Raw genomic sequence first — 17110 nt, forward strand, 5'->3', positions numbered from 1 at the left:
CCGCTTAAGCAGTCTTTTTTGTATTTCTTGATATTTGAGTTTAGGCTACAGGTGCCAGTGTAAACAGCACCTGACCTGTTTTTACCGTTTGCCCTTTTGCAATGGTAATGGCTTCAACCTTCATCCGCTCAGGTGCAATAATGGGAATTTCAATTTTCATGGCTTCAATCACGGCCAAAGTTGCCCCTTCTTCCACAATGTCTCCAGAGGTACATTCAATTTTCCAAATAGAACCCGGCATATGCGACTCTACTGCACAACCACCTTCAGGAATTTGAATTTCACTGTCATCTAAAACAGCATCTAGGCTTTCAGAAACATGTTCAGCCAAACCAGCCTCATGCCAGCGACGGCGTTCCTCTTCAAAGTTCGCTTGCTGTACCGCTTTAAAACTCGAAATGGATGCCGCATTTTCAATGAGGAAGTCATTATATTCTTTTAGGTTTAAAACCCCATCTTCTACGTGAAGCTTTAAGCGCCCCGCTTTAAAGTCTTCCCGCATTTGCATCAGTTCTGTTTCAGACACTTCATAAAATTTAATTTGATCAAAGAAGCGCAGTAGCCATGGTTTTCCTTGTTCAAAGTCTGGATTTTTGCGGTAACGACTCCACATTTGGGTTGTACGCCCAACAAACTGATAACCGCCCGGGCCTTCCATACCATAGACACACATATATGCGCCACCAATACCGACTGCATTTTCAGGCGTCCATGTACGTGCAGGATTATATTTAGTAGTCACTAAACGATGACGTGGGTCCAGCGGCGTTGCCACAGGTGCCCCCAAGTACACATCTCCCAAGCCCATCACCAAATAATTGGTGCTGAATACGATATCCTTCACTGCTTGCTTTGAGTCTAGCCCATTGATACGACGAATAAACTCAACATTGTCAGGACACCACGGCGCATCTGGACGTACTGTTTGCATATAACGTTCAGTCGCCAACTGAGTTTGCGAATCTTCCCAAGCCAAAGGCAAATAGACTGTGCGCGACGGGACTTCCATTGCGGTCACATCAGGCAATTCACTTTCTGCATGCTGTAAAAGGTCCAATAAATGTTTTTGATCTAGCACCAATGAATCAAAATGAATTTGCAGCGAACGAATACCCGGTGTTAAGTCTATAATCCCTTCTATACTTTGATCTTTGACCCATTGCATTAAAGCATGAATACGGAAACGTAAATTGAGGTCTAGAACCAACTCTCCATATTCAACCAGTAAATAACTGTTCCCTGCGGGACGATAAATCACATCAGGTCTAACGTTCTCACCTTTTTGGGCCGCTAAAACTGCATCTGAGAGGGTTTCCATTTCAGCATGAAAGCTTGGAGAAAATTCTACATTTTCAGTCGTATCTGCGGTTAACGCTGCGCTATATTTTTGATTCAATACTTGTGCTTGATCATAAGAAATTGGGATAAATTTAACTTTATCACCCGCTTTGAGCTGACCAATTTTCCATAGTTCTGAGCTGACCACCACCGCAGGACAAACAAAACCGCCTAAGCTTGGACCATCAGGCCCTAAAATAATTGGCATATCTCCAGTGAAATCAATCGCGCCAATGGCATAAGCATTATCATGAATATTCGAAGGATGTAGTCCTGCCTCACCACCATCGGTACGTGCCCATTCAGGTTTTTCACCGACTAAACGAATGCCTGTACGACTTGAGTTAAAGTGAATTTCAAATTCTTGCTCAAAGAAGCGCTCAATATCGCGTTTGGTGAAAAAGTCGGGCGCTCCATGTGGTCCATACATCACTGCAATTTGCCAAGTCTGGCTAAAGCTCGGCACCTGCGCTGCACCAAGTGCAACGGTTTCTACTGAAGTATAAGCCGTAATGGGCAACATATCTCCAATGAGTAAATTCCGTCCTGCATGACCACCAAACTGACCTAAAGTAAAAGTCGCTTGCGAGCCTAAATAGGCAGGTACATTGAATCCGCCTTTAATACCAATATAACTGCGACAACCTGTGGTGATTTTACCTGTTTTAAGAATTTGCCCTTTTTTAACATTAAGGGTCTGCCACATGGCAACGTCGACACCATCCAATGTCGCAAGCATGTCGCCACCCGTAATCACGATTTGGCTGTCACAATGGAATTTTAAAGTTGGGCCTTGTAATGTACATTCGAGCCCTGCGGTATTAAATGGATTTCCCAATAGTTGATTAGCAACATTTAACGATAGTGGATCAATCGCACCTGATGGTGGCACTCCAACATCCCAGTACCCCAAACGACCATTGACGTCTTGTATTGACGTTTGAATACCAGACTGTAATACCTCAACTTTTTGGGTTTTCCACTCAAAAGTATTTAAGAAACGTGTAGTCTGTGTCCCTGCTTTAAACACTTCACAGTCAATAATATTTTGTAAATACTCAAGATTGGTTTCAATTCCTGCCACTGAGGTTTTTGCCAAAGTATCGCTCATGGCCTGAATTGCACTTTCACGGTTTTCGTGAGTCACAATGATTTTGGCAATCATTGGATCATAAAAGGAAGACACGTTTGAACCTGTTTCTACCCATGTTTCATTACGCGCTTGCGGATCAAACTCGACATAAGTCAATAACCCAGCACTGGGTTGAAAATTCTTAATTGGATCTTCAGCATATAAACGGACTTGGATCGAATGGCCTTTAGGTGCAAGTGTATCTGTTGGCGCAGTCCAGTCACCGCTACCTAAAGTAACCATCCATTCCACAAGGTCTACACCAAACACTTGTTCAGTCACGCCATGTTCAACTTGTAGACGTGTATTCACCTCTAAGAAATAGAATTGCTGGGTGTCAGTATCCATCACAAATTCAACCGTACCTGCCGAACGGTAATTTACTGACTGCATCAGTTGAACCGCAATACCCTGAATATAAGTACGTTGTTCAGCATTTAAATGTGGTGCTGGAGTCTCCTCGATTACTTTCTGGTTACGGCGCTGTACTGAACAGTCCCGCTCTCCCAAAGCCAGAACCAAACCTTGGCCATCACCAAAAATTTGGACTTCAATATGACGCGCATTTTCCACAAACTTTTCTAAATACAAACCTGCATCTTTAAAGTTCGCTTGTGCCAAATAAGATACCGTTGCATAAGCATCTTTAAGCTCTGCTTCATTCCACACCAATCGCATACCAATACCGCCACCACCTGCGGTACTTTTCAGCATCAAGGGATAACCGATACGATTCGCCTCTACCAGTGCTTCCGCTTCATCTGCTAAAAGTTGGCTCCCCGGTAACAATGGCACGTTCGCCTGAATGGCTAGTTCACGCGCAGTATGCTTTAAGCCAAAACTCCGCATTTGCGCTGAATTCGGCCCTAGAAACACAATGCCCTGTGACTCACACAAATCACAAAACTTCACATTTTCAGACAAGAAACCATAGCCTGGATGAATGGCTTCAGCACCCGTTTCTTTCGCGACCTGTAAAATTTTTTCAATATTTAGATAACTTTGGCTGGCTGGACTATCACCAATAAATACCGCTTCATCGGCTAACGTTACATGTAAGGAATCACGGTCTGCTTCTGAATACACCGCAACAGACTGAATGCCTAAATTCTTTAATGTACGAATTACTCGGCAGGCAATTGCCCCACGGTTGGCGATGAGAACTTTTTTAAACATGCTGCTTACTCCTTGCCTTCACGTACAATCAGTTGAATTTGGGTCGGGTTATAGGCATTACAGGGGTTGTTCAGCTGTGGGCAGTTAGAAATCAGCACGATGAGATCCATCTCTGCTTGAATTTCAACATATTTACCCGGCGCCGATATTCCATCGTCAAACTTGAGATGCCCATCACTGCTCACGGGAACATTCATAAAGAAGTTAATATTCGGCCCAATATGACGAACATTTAGTCCATGCTTTTTCGCGATTGGGTGCAAAGCTAAAGCTGTCATAAAGTTATTACGGCAACTGTGCATCGGAAATGTGTCGTGTGCATAACGTACGGTGTTACTTTCACATGAACAAGCACCGCCTAAGGTGTCATGGCGACCACAGTTATCATCATGGATCGTGGCGATTTTGTTGCCATAGTTGGTATATAGAGCTGTGCCTTTTTCTAGATAAATCTGCTGATTAATGGCTAGAGTATCGGTTGCGCTGTAACGTTCTTCAGGATTGCTCGCAGAAATCAATAAAGTATCGACTGCTTGGTTGCCTTCGAGGTCAATAATGCGGAAATACTGCCCTTTCTGGACTTCACACATCCATGCCTCACCCGCTGGACAGACTTCATTTAAAACGGTTTGATCAAATGCTTGTAAACTGGTCATATGTATTCTCCTCGGGCTTAAGCAGCATCAAATGCGTAATAACGTGCGTTGTTTTGAAAACCGCGTTGGTTTTGTGGGCATGAATCACGACAAATATCGTGTGTTGCTAAAGCGGAGGCTTTGAATAAGCGCATTTTAATATCGGCAGGCTGATACTTTGCTGCTTGGCTCAAACCATGTGGCGCAGCAGATAAGAACACCAGACAGTCCATCTCAAAACGCAGTTCAATAGTTTGATGGGTATTATCGACATCGATATAAGATAAGTTGCCTGCATCATCAGGGCGAACTTTAGAGAATAGGTTGACCGTAGCTGACAGGTCGGCTTGACCTAATGAGAATTTGGTCATTTCAAGTAACAGGCTGTCGCGTCCACTTCGAAACATCTCATTTCGCGTATCTTGAAAAGTTTGAGTGCCGAATTGTTTTTGGATCTGTTCTGTGCGACTCGGACCACATAAGGCATCATTCCAACCATGATCATCGTGAACAATTGAAGCCATAACCCGACCTAAGTCCGAATACAACACATGCCCTGTACTTAGAAATGCCGTATGTTGTGCCTTTAGGCTATCTGGCATATTAAAACGTTCGAGCTTATTTTCGCTGTTGACACAGAAAAGAGAAACGTTGGCTTGTGCCCCCAAGGCTTTAAACTGTAAGACTGTGCCGCGTTGAATACGTCCAGACCAGTGATGCCCACCCGGTAAAAGTTCAGTCCATAGTGCGTTATCGTCGTGATAAGTTATTGTGCTCATGCGCTTCTGCCTAAATCGTAACTGTTTACCTCCCGGGCTTTTATCCCTCCGTGTAGCTCTTTCGAACCGTGAACTCTCGGTCGCAGACATACATAAAATAGATATGTATCGGAACCCTAGATCACTCTTTCAGATTAGATGATGCAAAGGCTGTGCCAATTTAGTATTACGATTTTTAAACTTCGTAATACTATTTATGAGCAATAAATGGGCACTTTAGATTTCAAGCACGCATATTTTTGCTATGCGCACTAAAAAGCATCAAACTTTAAGAATTACTTCATTAAAATTTCATGGAACATGTGACGCAGCCACTGATGACTGGTTTTGTGATGACAAGACATATGCCAATACTGCTTCACCCCATAACTTGGGAAGGCAATTGGTGCATTAAAGATTTTTAAATTGCCACGTGAAAGCAGCACTTCACTTAAATAATACGGGACTGTCGCAATCGCGTCGGTTTCTTGTACCACCAAGCCTACCCCTAAATAGCTCGGTAAACGCATTAAAATGTCACGTTTTAGTTCTAAATTGAGCAGTTCGTTTTCAATATGGTAATGTCCCATGCCTGCATCAATATCGATATGTGACTCAGCCAAGTACTGCGCTGTGCTGATACAGTCACCTGTCAAACGCGGATGATCTTTGGCGGCAATCACCACATAATACTGCTCAAACAGTTGCTGTTGATAAAAGCCATTTTCCAATTGTGGTAAAAAACCCAGCGCCAAATCAATCTCACCATTTGCCATTTGATAACTGGTTTCAGAGGTGATCGGACGGATATTCAAACGAATATGCGGCGCATGTTTCTTTAAGTATTGCGAAATTTTCGGCAACAACACCAAATGCGAAACATCGGTCATGGCCAAACTAAACTGTTGCTGCGAAGTGGCTTGGTCAAAATCAATCGTAAAGTTATTGATGATTTCAACCTTGTTTAAAGCCTCACTGACCAATGGAAATAATTGTTTCGACAGCTCAGTCGGCACCATTTCATTGCCAATCCGTAAAAATAGCGGATCATTATAATGTTGGCGAATTTTATTCAGAATGTTACTCACCGTCGGTTGACTCATTTCTAAATGATCAGCCGCCAGTGACACACTTTTAAACTTATAAACGTAAAAAAAGATACTGAGTAATTTACAGTCCAGTTCAAACACGAAAAAAATGTTCCTTATATGTATGTGATGGTAGACGATCCATCATCTACCCATTATAGCGATGATCCAATGCTCAAAACTTACTTTTACAGGCATCTAGGTCTAATATCAGACATTTCAGCAATAAAAGCACATTAATTATACCTTTAGCTGTACTGAACAATCGATGCTTTCCCTGAAAAGTTATGACGCATGATCTGCATGTATTTTACAAAATAAAAAAGGCCCGAATCAATCGAACCTTTGATGAAATCAACCATGCCGAATTATAGCTATTTAAATCATTTTCTTCACAGGCATAGCTAAGGATATTACAGCTTTAGTCTAGCAGCTCGACAGCAATAGCAGTCGCCTCACCACCACCGATACATAAAGCAGCTACACCCTTTTTCCCACCAGTACGTTTCAAAGCATGCAGTAAAGTCACGATAATACGTGAACCAGATGAACCCAATGGATGACCAAGTGCACAAGCGCCACCATTCACATTGACTTTAGCAGGGTCTAAATGAAAACTATCAATGGCAAGCATTGTGACCATCGCAAATGCTTCATTGACTTCCCACAGATCTACATCACCCGCAGACCAGCCTGCTTTGGCTAAAACTTTCTCAATGGCACCTACAGGGGCAATGGTGAACTCAGATGGATGCTGGGAATTACTTGCATAAGCCACAACTTTTGCCAATGGCTTAAGACCACGTGCGTCAGCAACTTCGGATGAAGTTACAACCAATGCCGAAGCACCATCCGAAATAGAACTCGAATTTGCCGCGGTAATCGTGCCGTCTTTTTTAAATGCCGGACGTAAAGTTGGAATTTTATCCACTTTGGCATTGAGCGGCTGTTCATCCTGATCAACCACAACATCGCCTTTACGGCTACTTACCGTCACAGGCACGATTTCATCTTTAAAGAAACCACCTTGAATCGCAGCAACCGCTTTATTTAAAGAACCAATGGCATACTGATCTTGCTGCTCACGGGTATAGCCTTTTTTATCTGCCATTTCTTGAGCAAGTACACCCATCGACAAACCTGTTTCAGCATCTTCTAAACCTTCTTGGAACATGTGATCGGTGGTTTTACCATGTCCCATACGGTAACCCGCGCGTGCTTTTTCAAGTAAGTACGGCGCATTTGACATTGACTCCATACCACCGGCCACCACAATTTCAGCTGAACCTGCTTTAATCGCATCAGCCGCTTGCATGACGGCTTTCATCCCAGAACCACAAATTTTATTGATGGTTGTTGCACCCGTTGAGTCAGGTAGACCTGCGATACGCATTGCTTGACGTGCAGGGCCTTGTCTTAAACCTGCTGGAAGTACACAACCAAAGATCACTTCATCCACATCGGTCGGCTGTAAGCCAGAACGGTTTAACACTTCTTTAATTGTCACCGCACCAAGTTCAGGTGCGGTACAGCTCGCCAGTGAACCTTGAAAACCACCCATTGCTGTACGTACACCGTCTACAATAACAATCATTTTCTATTTCATCCTTTTTCGCTGTTTACTTACTTTAAGCCCAATTAAAAGGCTTAAAGACATTCCCTATCTATTTTTTCATATTGCAAAGGGGTTAATCGTTTCAGATCTTATTTTAATGTTTTTCATAGTGCTACCGTCTCAAAGCGAGTCATCTATAAAGACATTAAAATAAACACACGTGAATAAGACATCTTTCCATACGACAGATGATCCATTTATCAACCCGCACTGCATTCGAGGCTTGAGCACTAAAGGTTCTCGTCTCTAAGAACACAGTGGCTATACTGACAATAGTGTAAAAATCACGAAAAAGGAATGCAATGGCCCAAATTTGATCTCTAGAGATCAAATTTATTGACAACGAAATGCGAAAATGTTCCTGAATTTATTTCTATTGTTGAACAAGTGGATATTTTTAAAACGATTGTAGTAATATCCAAGACCTTAGTTGCATTTTCATTTTCAACCAAGTTCAATAGCCTCTCTATAGTTCTCATGGAATACACTGGAATAAGCCAATGACTTCAGTACGCCAACAAAATTTTCTATTACGCAAAGAGAAAATTTTAGCCATGGCTGAGACTTTATTATTAGACAATAATCAAGACATCACCTTAAGCGAATTAGCAACGGAACTCGATATTGCGAAGGGTACGATCTACAAGCATTTCAAAAGTAAAAATCAACTTTATTTAGAGCTGATTATCTTGAATGAAACTCGCCTGCTAGAAATTTCTCAAAAGCATAACAATGATATTAAAACGTATGTTTCCGAATACATGCTTTATAATATGTTGAACTCGAACCGTACGATTTTACTGCACGTTATTGAAGAACGTTTAACCAATAATGAACGTAAACTCAAAGAACTTTTTGAGAAGCTCTACCAAATACGTGAACAACGTATTATCGAAATTAAAGACATGACCTCTGACTATTTAAAGTCTTTAGACAGCGCAATGTCCATTCGTGACTATTTATCTTATGTATGGACAGTGACCTACGGTGCGTCATTGTTACTCAATTCAACGCATTATCAAAAATCAATCGGTTCTCGTGAGCGTCTGATTAAACTGTATGTCAACCAAGCCCTCATGACACCTGATAAAATTTCACACGCAGCCCTTTAAGCTTCTAAACGGTATAAAAAAGCTAAACATTTTATGTTTAGCTTTTTTTTCATATATTTAATTAGTCTGCGGAAATATCTTCAAACAAAACTGAAGATAAATAACGTTCACCACCGTCAGGTAAGATTACTACAATGGTTTTACCTGCATTTTCAGGGCGTGCAGCAAGTTCAGCTGCTGCTGCCATCGCTGCACCACTTGAAATACCCACCAAAATACCTTCTTGACTTGCTGTTTTACGCGCCCAATCAATTGCTGTAGCAGCATCAATGGGCATCACTTCATCAACCAAGTCGAGGTCTAAGTTTTTAGGAATAAAGTTAGCGCCAATGCCCTGAATCTTATGTGGTCCAGGCGTCAAAGTTTCACCACGTTTGGTTTGATCAATAATCGGCGATTCAGCAGGTTCTACCGCAACTGAATACAAGGCTTGTTTTTTTACTTTTTCAAAATAGCTTGAAATCCCTGAAATCGTACCGCCCGTCCCGACACCAGCAACTAAAATATCAACTTTACCACCTGTTGCATCCCAAATTTCTGGGCCAGTGGTTGCTTCATGAATAGCTGGGTTTGCTGGGTTTTCAAACTGTTGTGGCAAAAAATAAGTTTCAGGATTTTCATCCAACAAACGCTGTGCTTCTTCTACCGCACCGCGCATCCCTTTTGCAGGATCGGTGAGAACCAAATTTGCGCCCAAAGCTTTCATCACTTTACGACGTTCGATACTCATGCTTGATGGCATAGTCAGGGTTAACGCATAACCTTTTGCAGCAGCAACAAATGCCAAAGCAATGCCTGTATTGCCACTGGTTGGTTCGACAATGTGCATTCCTGCTTTCAGCACACCGCGTGCTTCCGCATCCGCAATCAGCGCAGCCCCAATACGACATTTTACTGAAAATGCAGGATTACGGCTTTCAACTTTGGCTAAAACGGTGGCTGGACTTTGTATAATTCGGTTAATACGAACCAATGGTGTGTTACCAATCGCTTCTGCATTATTACTATAAACCGCTATCCCTAAATTATTAGGCGTTGGAAAAGCTGAGTCAGTACTCATACCAATGTTTCCTATGTTGTTTTTAATGATCCACTCATTATCATACCCTGATTTTTAAATGCAAACTGACATTTGGTTGGGCTTATGTTTTTATTTGATAAATAAATCACTTAAACAGAAAAAGCATGAGTTTTCCCATGCTTTTCTCCCGCGCGACCAGCTTAAACGAGCCTTACACTATTCCACTTTTCTAACTGTGTAACGGCCGCGCTAAAATCTACTTGTGCAGCCTGTTCTCGATCTGTTTTTAAGAACAGTTCTTGTGTCACTTGAAAAACAGGTGTTTTCATCTGTCCTTCTTCGGCCAGATCCATCGCAATACCAATGTCTTTTTGCAACAGGTTTAAAGCAAAAGTTTTTTGAAAAGTTCGGCTCAAAACTTTTTGCGCCATCACCGTTTCAGACATGATACTTTTACCACTGGAGTGATTAATACAACTCAATGCTCCAGCCAAGTCAACGCCTCGATTCTTCAAAATAGACAAACCTTCAGACAGTGCCCATAAATGCGTTGCCATGAGCGTATTGTTCACCGCCTTAACCGCAAAGCCTGCACCACTTTCCCCAACGTATTCAATCAGCCCTGCAAATGCCTGAATAATAGGTTTTGCCCTTTCAAATCCAGCGATATTACCACCCAACATAACCGTCAAAGTACCGCGTTCAGCACCAATGGTTTGACCCGAAACAGGTGCATCTAAGTAAATTACTCCACGTGCTGCCAAATCAGTGGAAATTCGCTGCGCAGACTCAGGCACGCCACTGGTACAATCCACCCATAAACTGCCAGATTTGGGTGGATATAACGCCATTAAAGCTTCAACATCTGCACTGGTCGGTAAGCATGAAAATATCACATCGGCTTGCATCGCTTGTTGGAGTTCAACCTGCAAAGTACCAAAAGTTTGCGCATGTGAAGCAGCTTTTTCCGCTGTGCGATTCCACACCCAAACAGGATGACCCAGTTTTGGCAAATGGGAGGCCATATGCCAGCCCATTGCCCCAAGTCCTATAAATGCAATATTCAGACTCAAAATGTACTCCTAACTGTGTGCAATAGTGCTATTGATTTGATCTGCTGATTTTTCTACGACTGGCTCTTTTTCACTGCCTCGGTTCAAGAAAAGATTAAGCAGAATGGCTGCTAGTGTTGCGGTGCCAATACCACCTAGGTCAAAACTCCCTATTTGTAAGCTGTAATTGCCTGTTCCCATAATCAAACACACGGCCCCAATCATTAAAGTACTGTTCTTGGTGAAATCAATTTTGTTATCGACCCAAATTTTTGCGCCAGCAACGGTAATCAAACCAAAAACCACAATGGATGCACCACCCAAGAGTGCAACGGGAATTGTACTAATCACTGCACCAAACTTAGGAGAAAGCCCCAGTAAGATCGCAAATACACCTGCAAAAACAAAGATTGTGGTTGAATAAACTTTAGTGACTGCCATCACCCCAATGTTTTCAGCATAGGTGGTCATCCCTGTGCCCCCAACTGAGGCAGACAGTGTGGTACATACCCCATCTGCAAAGAAACCGCGTCCCATATAAGGAGACAAATTTTTCCCCGTCATCGCCGACACAGCTTTGAAATGTCCTAAGTTTTCAGCCACCAAAATAATCGCAACGGGTGCAATCAACATCATGGCGTTTATATCAAAGGTTGGGCTGTGGAAAGTTGGCAAACCAAACCATGCTGCTTGACCGACTTTTGCAAAGTCAATTGCAGTGCCAAAACCCATGACATTGGCGAGTAAGAAGTAAATAAAATAAGATGCAACTAAACCTAAAAGTAGCAGTAAACGGCGCACCATACCTTTGGTAAATACAGCAATGACACTAATACAAATAATCGTGATTAACGCCATCCAAGAGTCAAACTGATTGGCTGACACACTTTTGATCGCAACTGGTGCGAGGTGTAGGCCAATAATCATTACGATGGCACCTGTCACAATAGGTGGCATCAACTTTTCAATCCATGCCGTACCAGTGCGTATCACAACTAAACCGATTAACGCGTACAGCACTCCACACGCAATGGTTCCACCCAGTGCTAAAGAAAGATTTGGGTTTGCTCCAACACCTGTATAACCCGTAACTGCAACCACTGCTCCAATGAAGGCAAAGCTGGACCCCAAATAGCTTGGCATACGTCCACCGGTCATGAGGAAGAAGAGTATCGTACCAATGCCTGTAATGAAGATCGTTAGATTCGGATCAAAGCCCATCAGCAATGGGGCAAGTACGGTTGCACCGAACATGGCAAAAGCATGTTGCAACCCCAAAATAATGCTTTTTCCTGCGGGTAAATATTCATCTGTTTGCACAGGCATTGTATCTAAATCGCCTTGATAAGGCTTAAATTTTGGGAACCACGATTCTTTTGTTTGCATGGGTTTCCCCTCCTTGTAAAAGTAGGAATTTTTGAATTAGCACATTGGTAATGGCTCACAGTAACCACGGTTAAAATACATCAGCGCATTTAGTCCATAACTTTGCTTCATGGCTTTGACTTGGCAAAACAGCACGTCATGGCTACCTACAGACATAGTCTGTACCACTTCACAATCAAAGCTCACCAAGGCATCCTCCAATACAGGTGCATTGGTCAACAGTGTGGACCATGTGCCTTGAGCAAAACGTTCGGGCATTGGCGTTTTCCCCCCAAACAGATTAGATAAGTGTTGTTGCTGACTCGACAACGTGTTTACACATAACACTTGATTGGTTTTAAAAGTATCAAACACAGATGCTGAGCGGTTTAAACACACTAACAACGTTGGCGGTGTATCGGTCACACTACATACTGCCGATGCCGTAAAGCCTGCCTGACCTGCCCCCCCATCTGTTGTAATCACATTGACCGCAGCCCCCAGATTCGCCATACCTTGACGAAATGTGTGTTGATCCAACATTGCCTCTGGTGCTTTATGATTCAGCATGGTTTCAACTTGATCTTGATTCATCAGTTTTGCATTCATCGTATTCTCCATGCCCTAAAAAATCGTATATCAGGGCATTAAAATTTGATTATTCCACTTAAGCCACATGTGCAACCGAAGCGATTTCAACCAAAGCCTCTGGCTTGACCAGTCCAGTCTGTACGCAATAGCGTGCAGGTTTATCGTTTGGAAAATACTCGGCATATACAGCATTAATCGCGCCATAATCGGCCCAATCTTTCACAAAAATATGATTAAAAGTGACGTCATCCATTGTGCCTCCTGCAGTTGCAAGGACTCGTTTAATGGTTTCTAAAATATGTCGAGTCTGTGCTGCGGCATCACCAACATGAACGACGTTGTTATGTTCATCAAAGGCCAAGGTGCCTGATACATAAACGATATTGTCAGCCTTAGTTGCAGGTACAAATGGTGCAAGTGGTTTCGCTGTGCCTTCAGGCACAATAATTTCTTTAGGCATGAGGTTTCCTCTATCTTTCGTATGTATGACTTATGCTGTTTTTGCCAGTGTTTGACTGCTTGGGGTTTCAAAGGTGTTCACAAAACTTTGTGTATCAGACACCCAACCAAAAAAGGTTTTGATGTTATAGAGACTTGCTTCTTGCGCCTCGATAGGCCCAGCTTGATAGCACGCATCCTTAAGAGCGACCCCAAAATACTCCAAGAAAAAACCATCCCTTAAAGTCGACTCGACACAGACATTGGTCGCAATACCGACAAAAACTAAATTTCGGATTCCTCGCACCCGCAACATACTGTCCAACGCAGTATTAAAGAATCCACTATAGCGAGGCTTTTCTATGACTAAATCTTGTGGTTCAGGCTTGAGTGCATCAATCAACTCAAAATCCCAACCACCTTTTGCCAGTAGTTTTCCCTGCAGCTCTGGATTTTTGCGCATGGTTTTTAAAGCATTCGACTTATGGAAGTTTGGTGAATCACTCCCTCCTGCTTCACGATACTGATCATCCCAACCATTTTTAAAGTAAATCACCTGAATGCCAGCTGCATGTGCAGCAGTAATGGTTTTTTGAATGTTTTCAACCACAGGTTTGGTTTTAGATACATCAAACCCGGCCAAGTCCAAATAGCCACCTACTGAGGTATAGGCATTTTGCATATCAATCACAATCAATGCCGTGTGTTCAGGTGCTAAAGCAATATGTTCAGGTTCTGCTTTTAATGTTTTTGCTTGCAGACTTTGTTTTGTAAATTCTGCACAGACTATAGATTCATTCATGCGCTTTTCTCCAAAACAACGCGTGGTGCATCCGCTTCAACCACGATATGTTCACGGCATTTCATCAAAGGTTGTATACGCTGACCAAAGTCTTCGACCCCTTGAACAAAATCATCAAAGGTAAGCAAAATACCTTCAGTCCCCTGAATTTCACCAATTTCATCCAACATGTGAGCAACATGTTCAAACGAACCGACTAACGTTCCCATATTGATATTCACAGGCGAAACCGAGGATGCCATTTGGCGAATATTGGTATCTGTTCCAGATTTGGTATCTTTACCACCTTGGTTCATCAGCCAATTAATCGCCTCCATATCCGCACCAGCATTATATGTTTGCCATTTCGCATGCGCCTCTTCATCAGTTTCTGCAGCAATCACCATAAACAACACATAGGTTTGTACATCACGACCTGTTTTATCGGTTTGCTGTTTTAAACGCTCATTGATTTCTGCATAGGCTGTCGGTGTATTCAGCCCTTTACCGAAAACAAAGTTGTAATCGGCATATTTAGCAGAAAACTCAAGCCCTGTATCAGACTGACCCGCACAAATAATTTTCATGTCTGCTTGCGGACGTGGACTCACACGGCAGTCCTGCATAGTAAAATGCTCACCTTTAAAATCTGAACGACCTGTCGCCCAGAGTTCACGCAAAATTTCTACATATTCAGAAAGATATTCATAGCGCTGTACAAAGTATTCATCTCCTGGCCACATCCCCATTTGCGTATATTCGGGTGCTTGCCAGCCTGTCACGACATTTAAACCAAAACGACCATTTGAAATGGAATCAATGGTTGACGCCATTCGTGCCACAATTGCAGGCGGCATCACCAACGTCGCAGCTGTTGCATAGATTTGGATTTTACTTGTCACCGCAGCGAGCCCAGCCATCAAGGTAAATGTTTCTAGGTTATGATCCCAAAACTCTGTTTTCCCGCCAAAGCCACGCAGTTTGATCATCGACAAAGCAAAGTCAAAACCATAATGCTCAGCACGTTGAACAATTTTTTTGTTTAGTTCAAATGAAGGCATGTACTGTGGCGCGGTTTCCGAAAGCAGCCAGCCATTATTTCCAATCGGGCAAAATACACCTATTTTCATCTCGTTTATCCTCTACACTTATTTCATTATTCGCAGAACATCAAAGGCTAAATACAGCAAGACTTTTAACCTTTAGTTTGATAAAAATATATTTGCATAAGCTATGCCAACTATTATTTATTATTATTTTTCAATATATTAAATATTTTTAATTAATTTTATTTTTTACCAAAAAGTAAAATTAGTTTTTATTTTATGCACTATCTCTGTGAGGAGTGATCAATGATTGTGCGGTAAGTGATCCAAACTAGAGTTTTTATATTTTTAGCCTAAATAAAAAAGGTGTATAGATTTCAAAACCTATACACCTTCAATTTATAAAGCCAAATTAAACAATCGATAATCTAAACTAAACTTTCCAGCACTGTTAAAAAAGCCAACATTTCCTTATTCATCACGACTGTTTCGGTTACAGTCGCTGCATGAGCGCCCTGCTTTAAAAGAGTCAACTGTGCATGCGGAAACAACCGTTTTAGGTTTTGTGAGCGTTGGTAAGGCACAAGGAAATCATCTTGGTTTGCAATCAAATGCATCGGTATATTCTGCAAAGCGGCTCGTACCTCCTCGCTCAGTTCAAAGTCCATTAAAGCACTTAGCCGTCGCAATACATTTTCATGCGGTGGAAAGTTTTGAATTTGAAACTGTTCTTGTTTTTGAATACTTTCTATATTTGCTGAAATCCAAGCTGGTGGATATAAAAACAAGGCCTGTGCTTTGACATAAGCCTCTGTGCCTGCACATGTTAAAAGATTAATTCGGGTTTCAAAGCATTTATAGGTATGCGCATCTAACGTGTCCCACCCATTTAAAATCGTGATTGACAACATCTGATACTCGGTCGATTGGCATAAGGATGCCAACTCCGCACCAATAAAACCACCCAGTGCATGGCCGATAAAATGAAACCGTTGAATATGTTGTTGCTTTAAAATCAGCAAAAGCTGCTGGCCCAAATCGCGTATACAATAATCTGGTTTTAATAATGTACTGTTTTCATGGCAACCTTCTTGATCGTAAGTTAGGACATGAAATTTGGTTTGTAGGTCTTGAATTTGTGGCTGCCAAAACTGCGCATGTCCACCTAAACCCGATGATAAGACCACATAATCAGCATCATCTATATGGGATGGAAAAATTTGTACATTCATCTCAAAGTTTACTTTTTGGTCAAAAATATTATCTAGCAATAATTATGCCTTTTAATAAATGTTTGTATTTTTTAAATTTATAATGAATTTTTTAAAAAGCTCTGTAATTATGATTTTAATGCTCTATATGATAAAATATTCAAAGCTTATTATAAATAATCATAAAGAATGAGTTTTTAATTTAAAAAATCGGCTTAAATTATATAAATATCGAGAACTTAAGTAATATTTCGAATAACTAATTTTGATGTAAATATTAAGTATATATAACTTTAGCTAATATTTTATTTCACTAAAAGCCATGCATATTGGACTTGAAAAGACAGCATTATGAACGGCTTGGTTTTATACTAAGCACACAGTTGTTTTGTTTTATGAGTAGGTTTTAAATGAACACAGGACTTGAAATAACGTCTATGCGCGACTCTGCTGAAGTTGTTGTGAGTATTTTAAAATCTCTAGCCAATACTGATCGTTTATTAATTTTGTGTCATTTGTCGCAACAAGAACTGAATGTTTCTCAAATTGAAGAAATTACCGACATCAAACAGCCGACTCTTTCTCAACAATTAATGATGTTACGTAAAAGTGATGTGGTAAATACGCGCCGTGATGGTAAGCAAATTTATTACTCCATTAAAGATGAACGCATGATTGAAGTTTTAAATACTTTGTATAGCTTGTACTGCCCAAAACCACGTCTCTAAACCAAATCACTCTATATTTTCTG

Annotated in this window: 15 protein-coding genes and 1 riboswitch; of the genes, 2 read left to right on the plus strand and 13 right to left on the minus strand. The window is 41.5% G+C overall.

All coding sequences use genetic code 11. The features are described 5' to 3' along the window. Positions 1–40: 40 nt before the first annotated feature. The 5 genes from uca to ACSC9N_RS08295 form a co-directional block, all read right to left on the minus strand. Positions 41–3646, minus strand: coding sequence for an urea carboxylase (uca, locus tag ACSC9N_RS08275; RefSeq protein ID WP_010326666.1), 3606 nt, complete (start codon positions 3644–3646; stop codon positions 41–43). Positions 3647–3651: 5 nt separating this feature from the next. Continuing rightward, positions 3652–4302: an urea amidolyase associated protein UAAP2 gene (locus ACSC9N_RS08280; protein ID WP_010326665.1), complete on the minus strand. Its 651-nt coding sequence runs from the start codon at positions 4300–4302 to the stop codon at positions 3652–3654. Between the two features lie 17 nt (positions 4303–4319). Next, the gene (locus tag ACSC9N_RS08285) at positions 4320–5060 is read right to left on the minus strand and encodes an urea amidolyase associated protein UAAP1 (RefSeq protein ID WP_010326664.1); all 741 of its coding nucleotides are present in this window, start codon (positions 5058–5060) and stop codon (positions 4320–4322) included. 27 nt (positions 5061–5087) lie between these two features. Further along, positions 5088–5191, minus strand: a riboswitch (guanidine-I (ykkC/yxkD leader). 144 nt (positions 5192–5335) lie between these two features. Further along, entirely contained in the window at positions 5336–6229 is an 894-nt protein-coding gene (locus ACSC9N_RS08290) for a LysR substrate-binding domain-containing protein (RefSeq protein ID WP_010326663.1), read from the minus strand. Between the two features lie 319 nt (positions 6230–6548). Further along, entirely contained in the window at positions 6549–7721 is a 1173-nt protein-coding gene (locus ACSC9N_RS08295; RefSeq protein WP_010326662.1) for a thiolase family protein, read from the minus strand. Positions 7722–8242: 521 nt separating this feature from the next. Between ACSC9N_RS08295 and ACSC9N_RS08300 the strand changes: the two genes are divergently transcribed. Beyond that, positions 8243–8854: a TetR/AcrR family transcriptional regulator gene (locus tag ACSC9N_RS08300; RefSeq protein ID WP_004693224.1), complete on the plus strand. Its 612-nt coding sequence runs from the start codon at positions 8243–8245 to the stop codon at positions 8852–8854. A gap of 61 nt (positions 8855–8915) precedes the next feature. On the opposite strand, the gene cysK is transcribed toward ACSC9N_RS08300, so the two are convergent. The 8 genes from cysK to rutD form a co-directional block, all read right to left on the minus strand. Continuing rightward, positions 8916–9914, minus strand: a complete 999-nt coding sequence (gene cysK, locus ACSC9N_RS08305; RefSeq protein WP_010326661.1) for a cysteine synthase A — start codon at positions 9912–9914, stop codon at positions 8916–8918. Positions 9915–10075: 161 nt separating this feature from the next. Beyond that, on the minus strand, positions 10076–10912 hold the full coding sequence (locus tag ACSC9N_RS08310; protein WP_010326660.1) for an NAD(P)-dependent oxidoreductase: 837 nt from the start codon (positions 10910–10912) through the stop codon (positions 10076–10078). Positions 10913–10957: 45 nt separating this feature from the next. Further along, complete coding sequence (rutG, locus tag ACSC9N_RS08315) at positions 10958–12313, minus strand: pyrimidine utilization transport protein G (RefSeq protein ID WP_010326659.1); 1356 nt, start codon at positions 12311–12313, stop codon at positions 10958–10960. Between the two features lie 36 nt (positions 12314–12349). Beyond that, complete coding sequence (gene rutF, locus ACSC9N_RS08320) at positions 12350–12886, minus strand: NADH-dependent FMN reductase RutF (RefSeq protein WP_228127605.1); 537 nt, start codon at positions 12884–12886, stop codon at positions 12350–12352. Positions 12887–12959: 73 nt separating this feature from the next. After that, positions 12960–13343 (minus strand): pyrimidine utilization protein C, encoded by a 384-nt coding sequence (gene rutC, locus ACSC9N_RS08325; protein WP_010326657.1) that lies wholly within the window; start codon positions 13341–13343, stop codon positions 12960–12962. Positions 13344–13373: 30 nt separating this feature from the next. Continuing rightward, positions 13374–14123: a pyrimidine utilization protein B gene (gene rutB, locus ACSC9N_RS08330; protein ID WP_010326656.1), complete on the minus strand. Its 750-nt coding sequence runs from the start codon at positions 14121–14123 to the stop codon at positions 13374–13376. Beyond that, positions 14120–15232: a pyrimidine utilization protein A gene (rutA, locus tag ACSC9N_RS08335; protein WP_010326655.1), complete on the minus strand. Its 1113-nt coding sequence runs from the start codon at positions 15230–15232 to the stop codon at positions 14120–14122. The genes rutB and rutA overlap by 4 nt, the downstream gene beginning before the upstream one ends. A 344-nt stretch (positions 15233–15576) precedes the next feature. Beyond that, on the minus strand, positions 15577–16380 hold the full coding sequence (gene rutD / locus ACSC9N_RS08340; RefSeq protein ID WP_029575017.1) for a pyrimidine utilization protein D: 804 nt from the start codon (positions 16378–16380) through the stop codon (positions 15577–15579). A 389-nt stretch (positions 16381–16769) separates the two neighbouring features. Between rutD and ACSC9N_RS08345 the strand changes: the two genes are divergently transcribed. Then, positions 16770–17087 carry an ArsR/SmtB family transcription factor gene (locus tag ACSC9N_RS08345; protein WP_004693230.1) on the plus strand — a complete coding sequence of 106 codons (318 nt, stop codon included), beginning with the start codon at positions 16770–16772 and terminating at the stop codon, positions 17085–17087. The last annotated feature ends 23 nt before the right edge of the window (positions 17088–17110 follow it).

Source organism: Acinetobacter sp. PC34, from assembly GCF_051789135.1.
In the GTDB taxonomy this organism is placed as follows: domain Bacteria; phylum Pseudomonadota; class Gammaproteobacteria; order Pseudomonadales; family Moraxellaceae; genus Acinetobacter; species Acinetobacter johnsonii.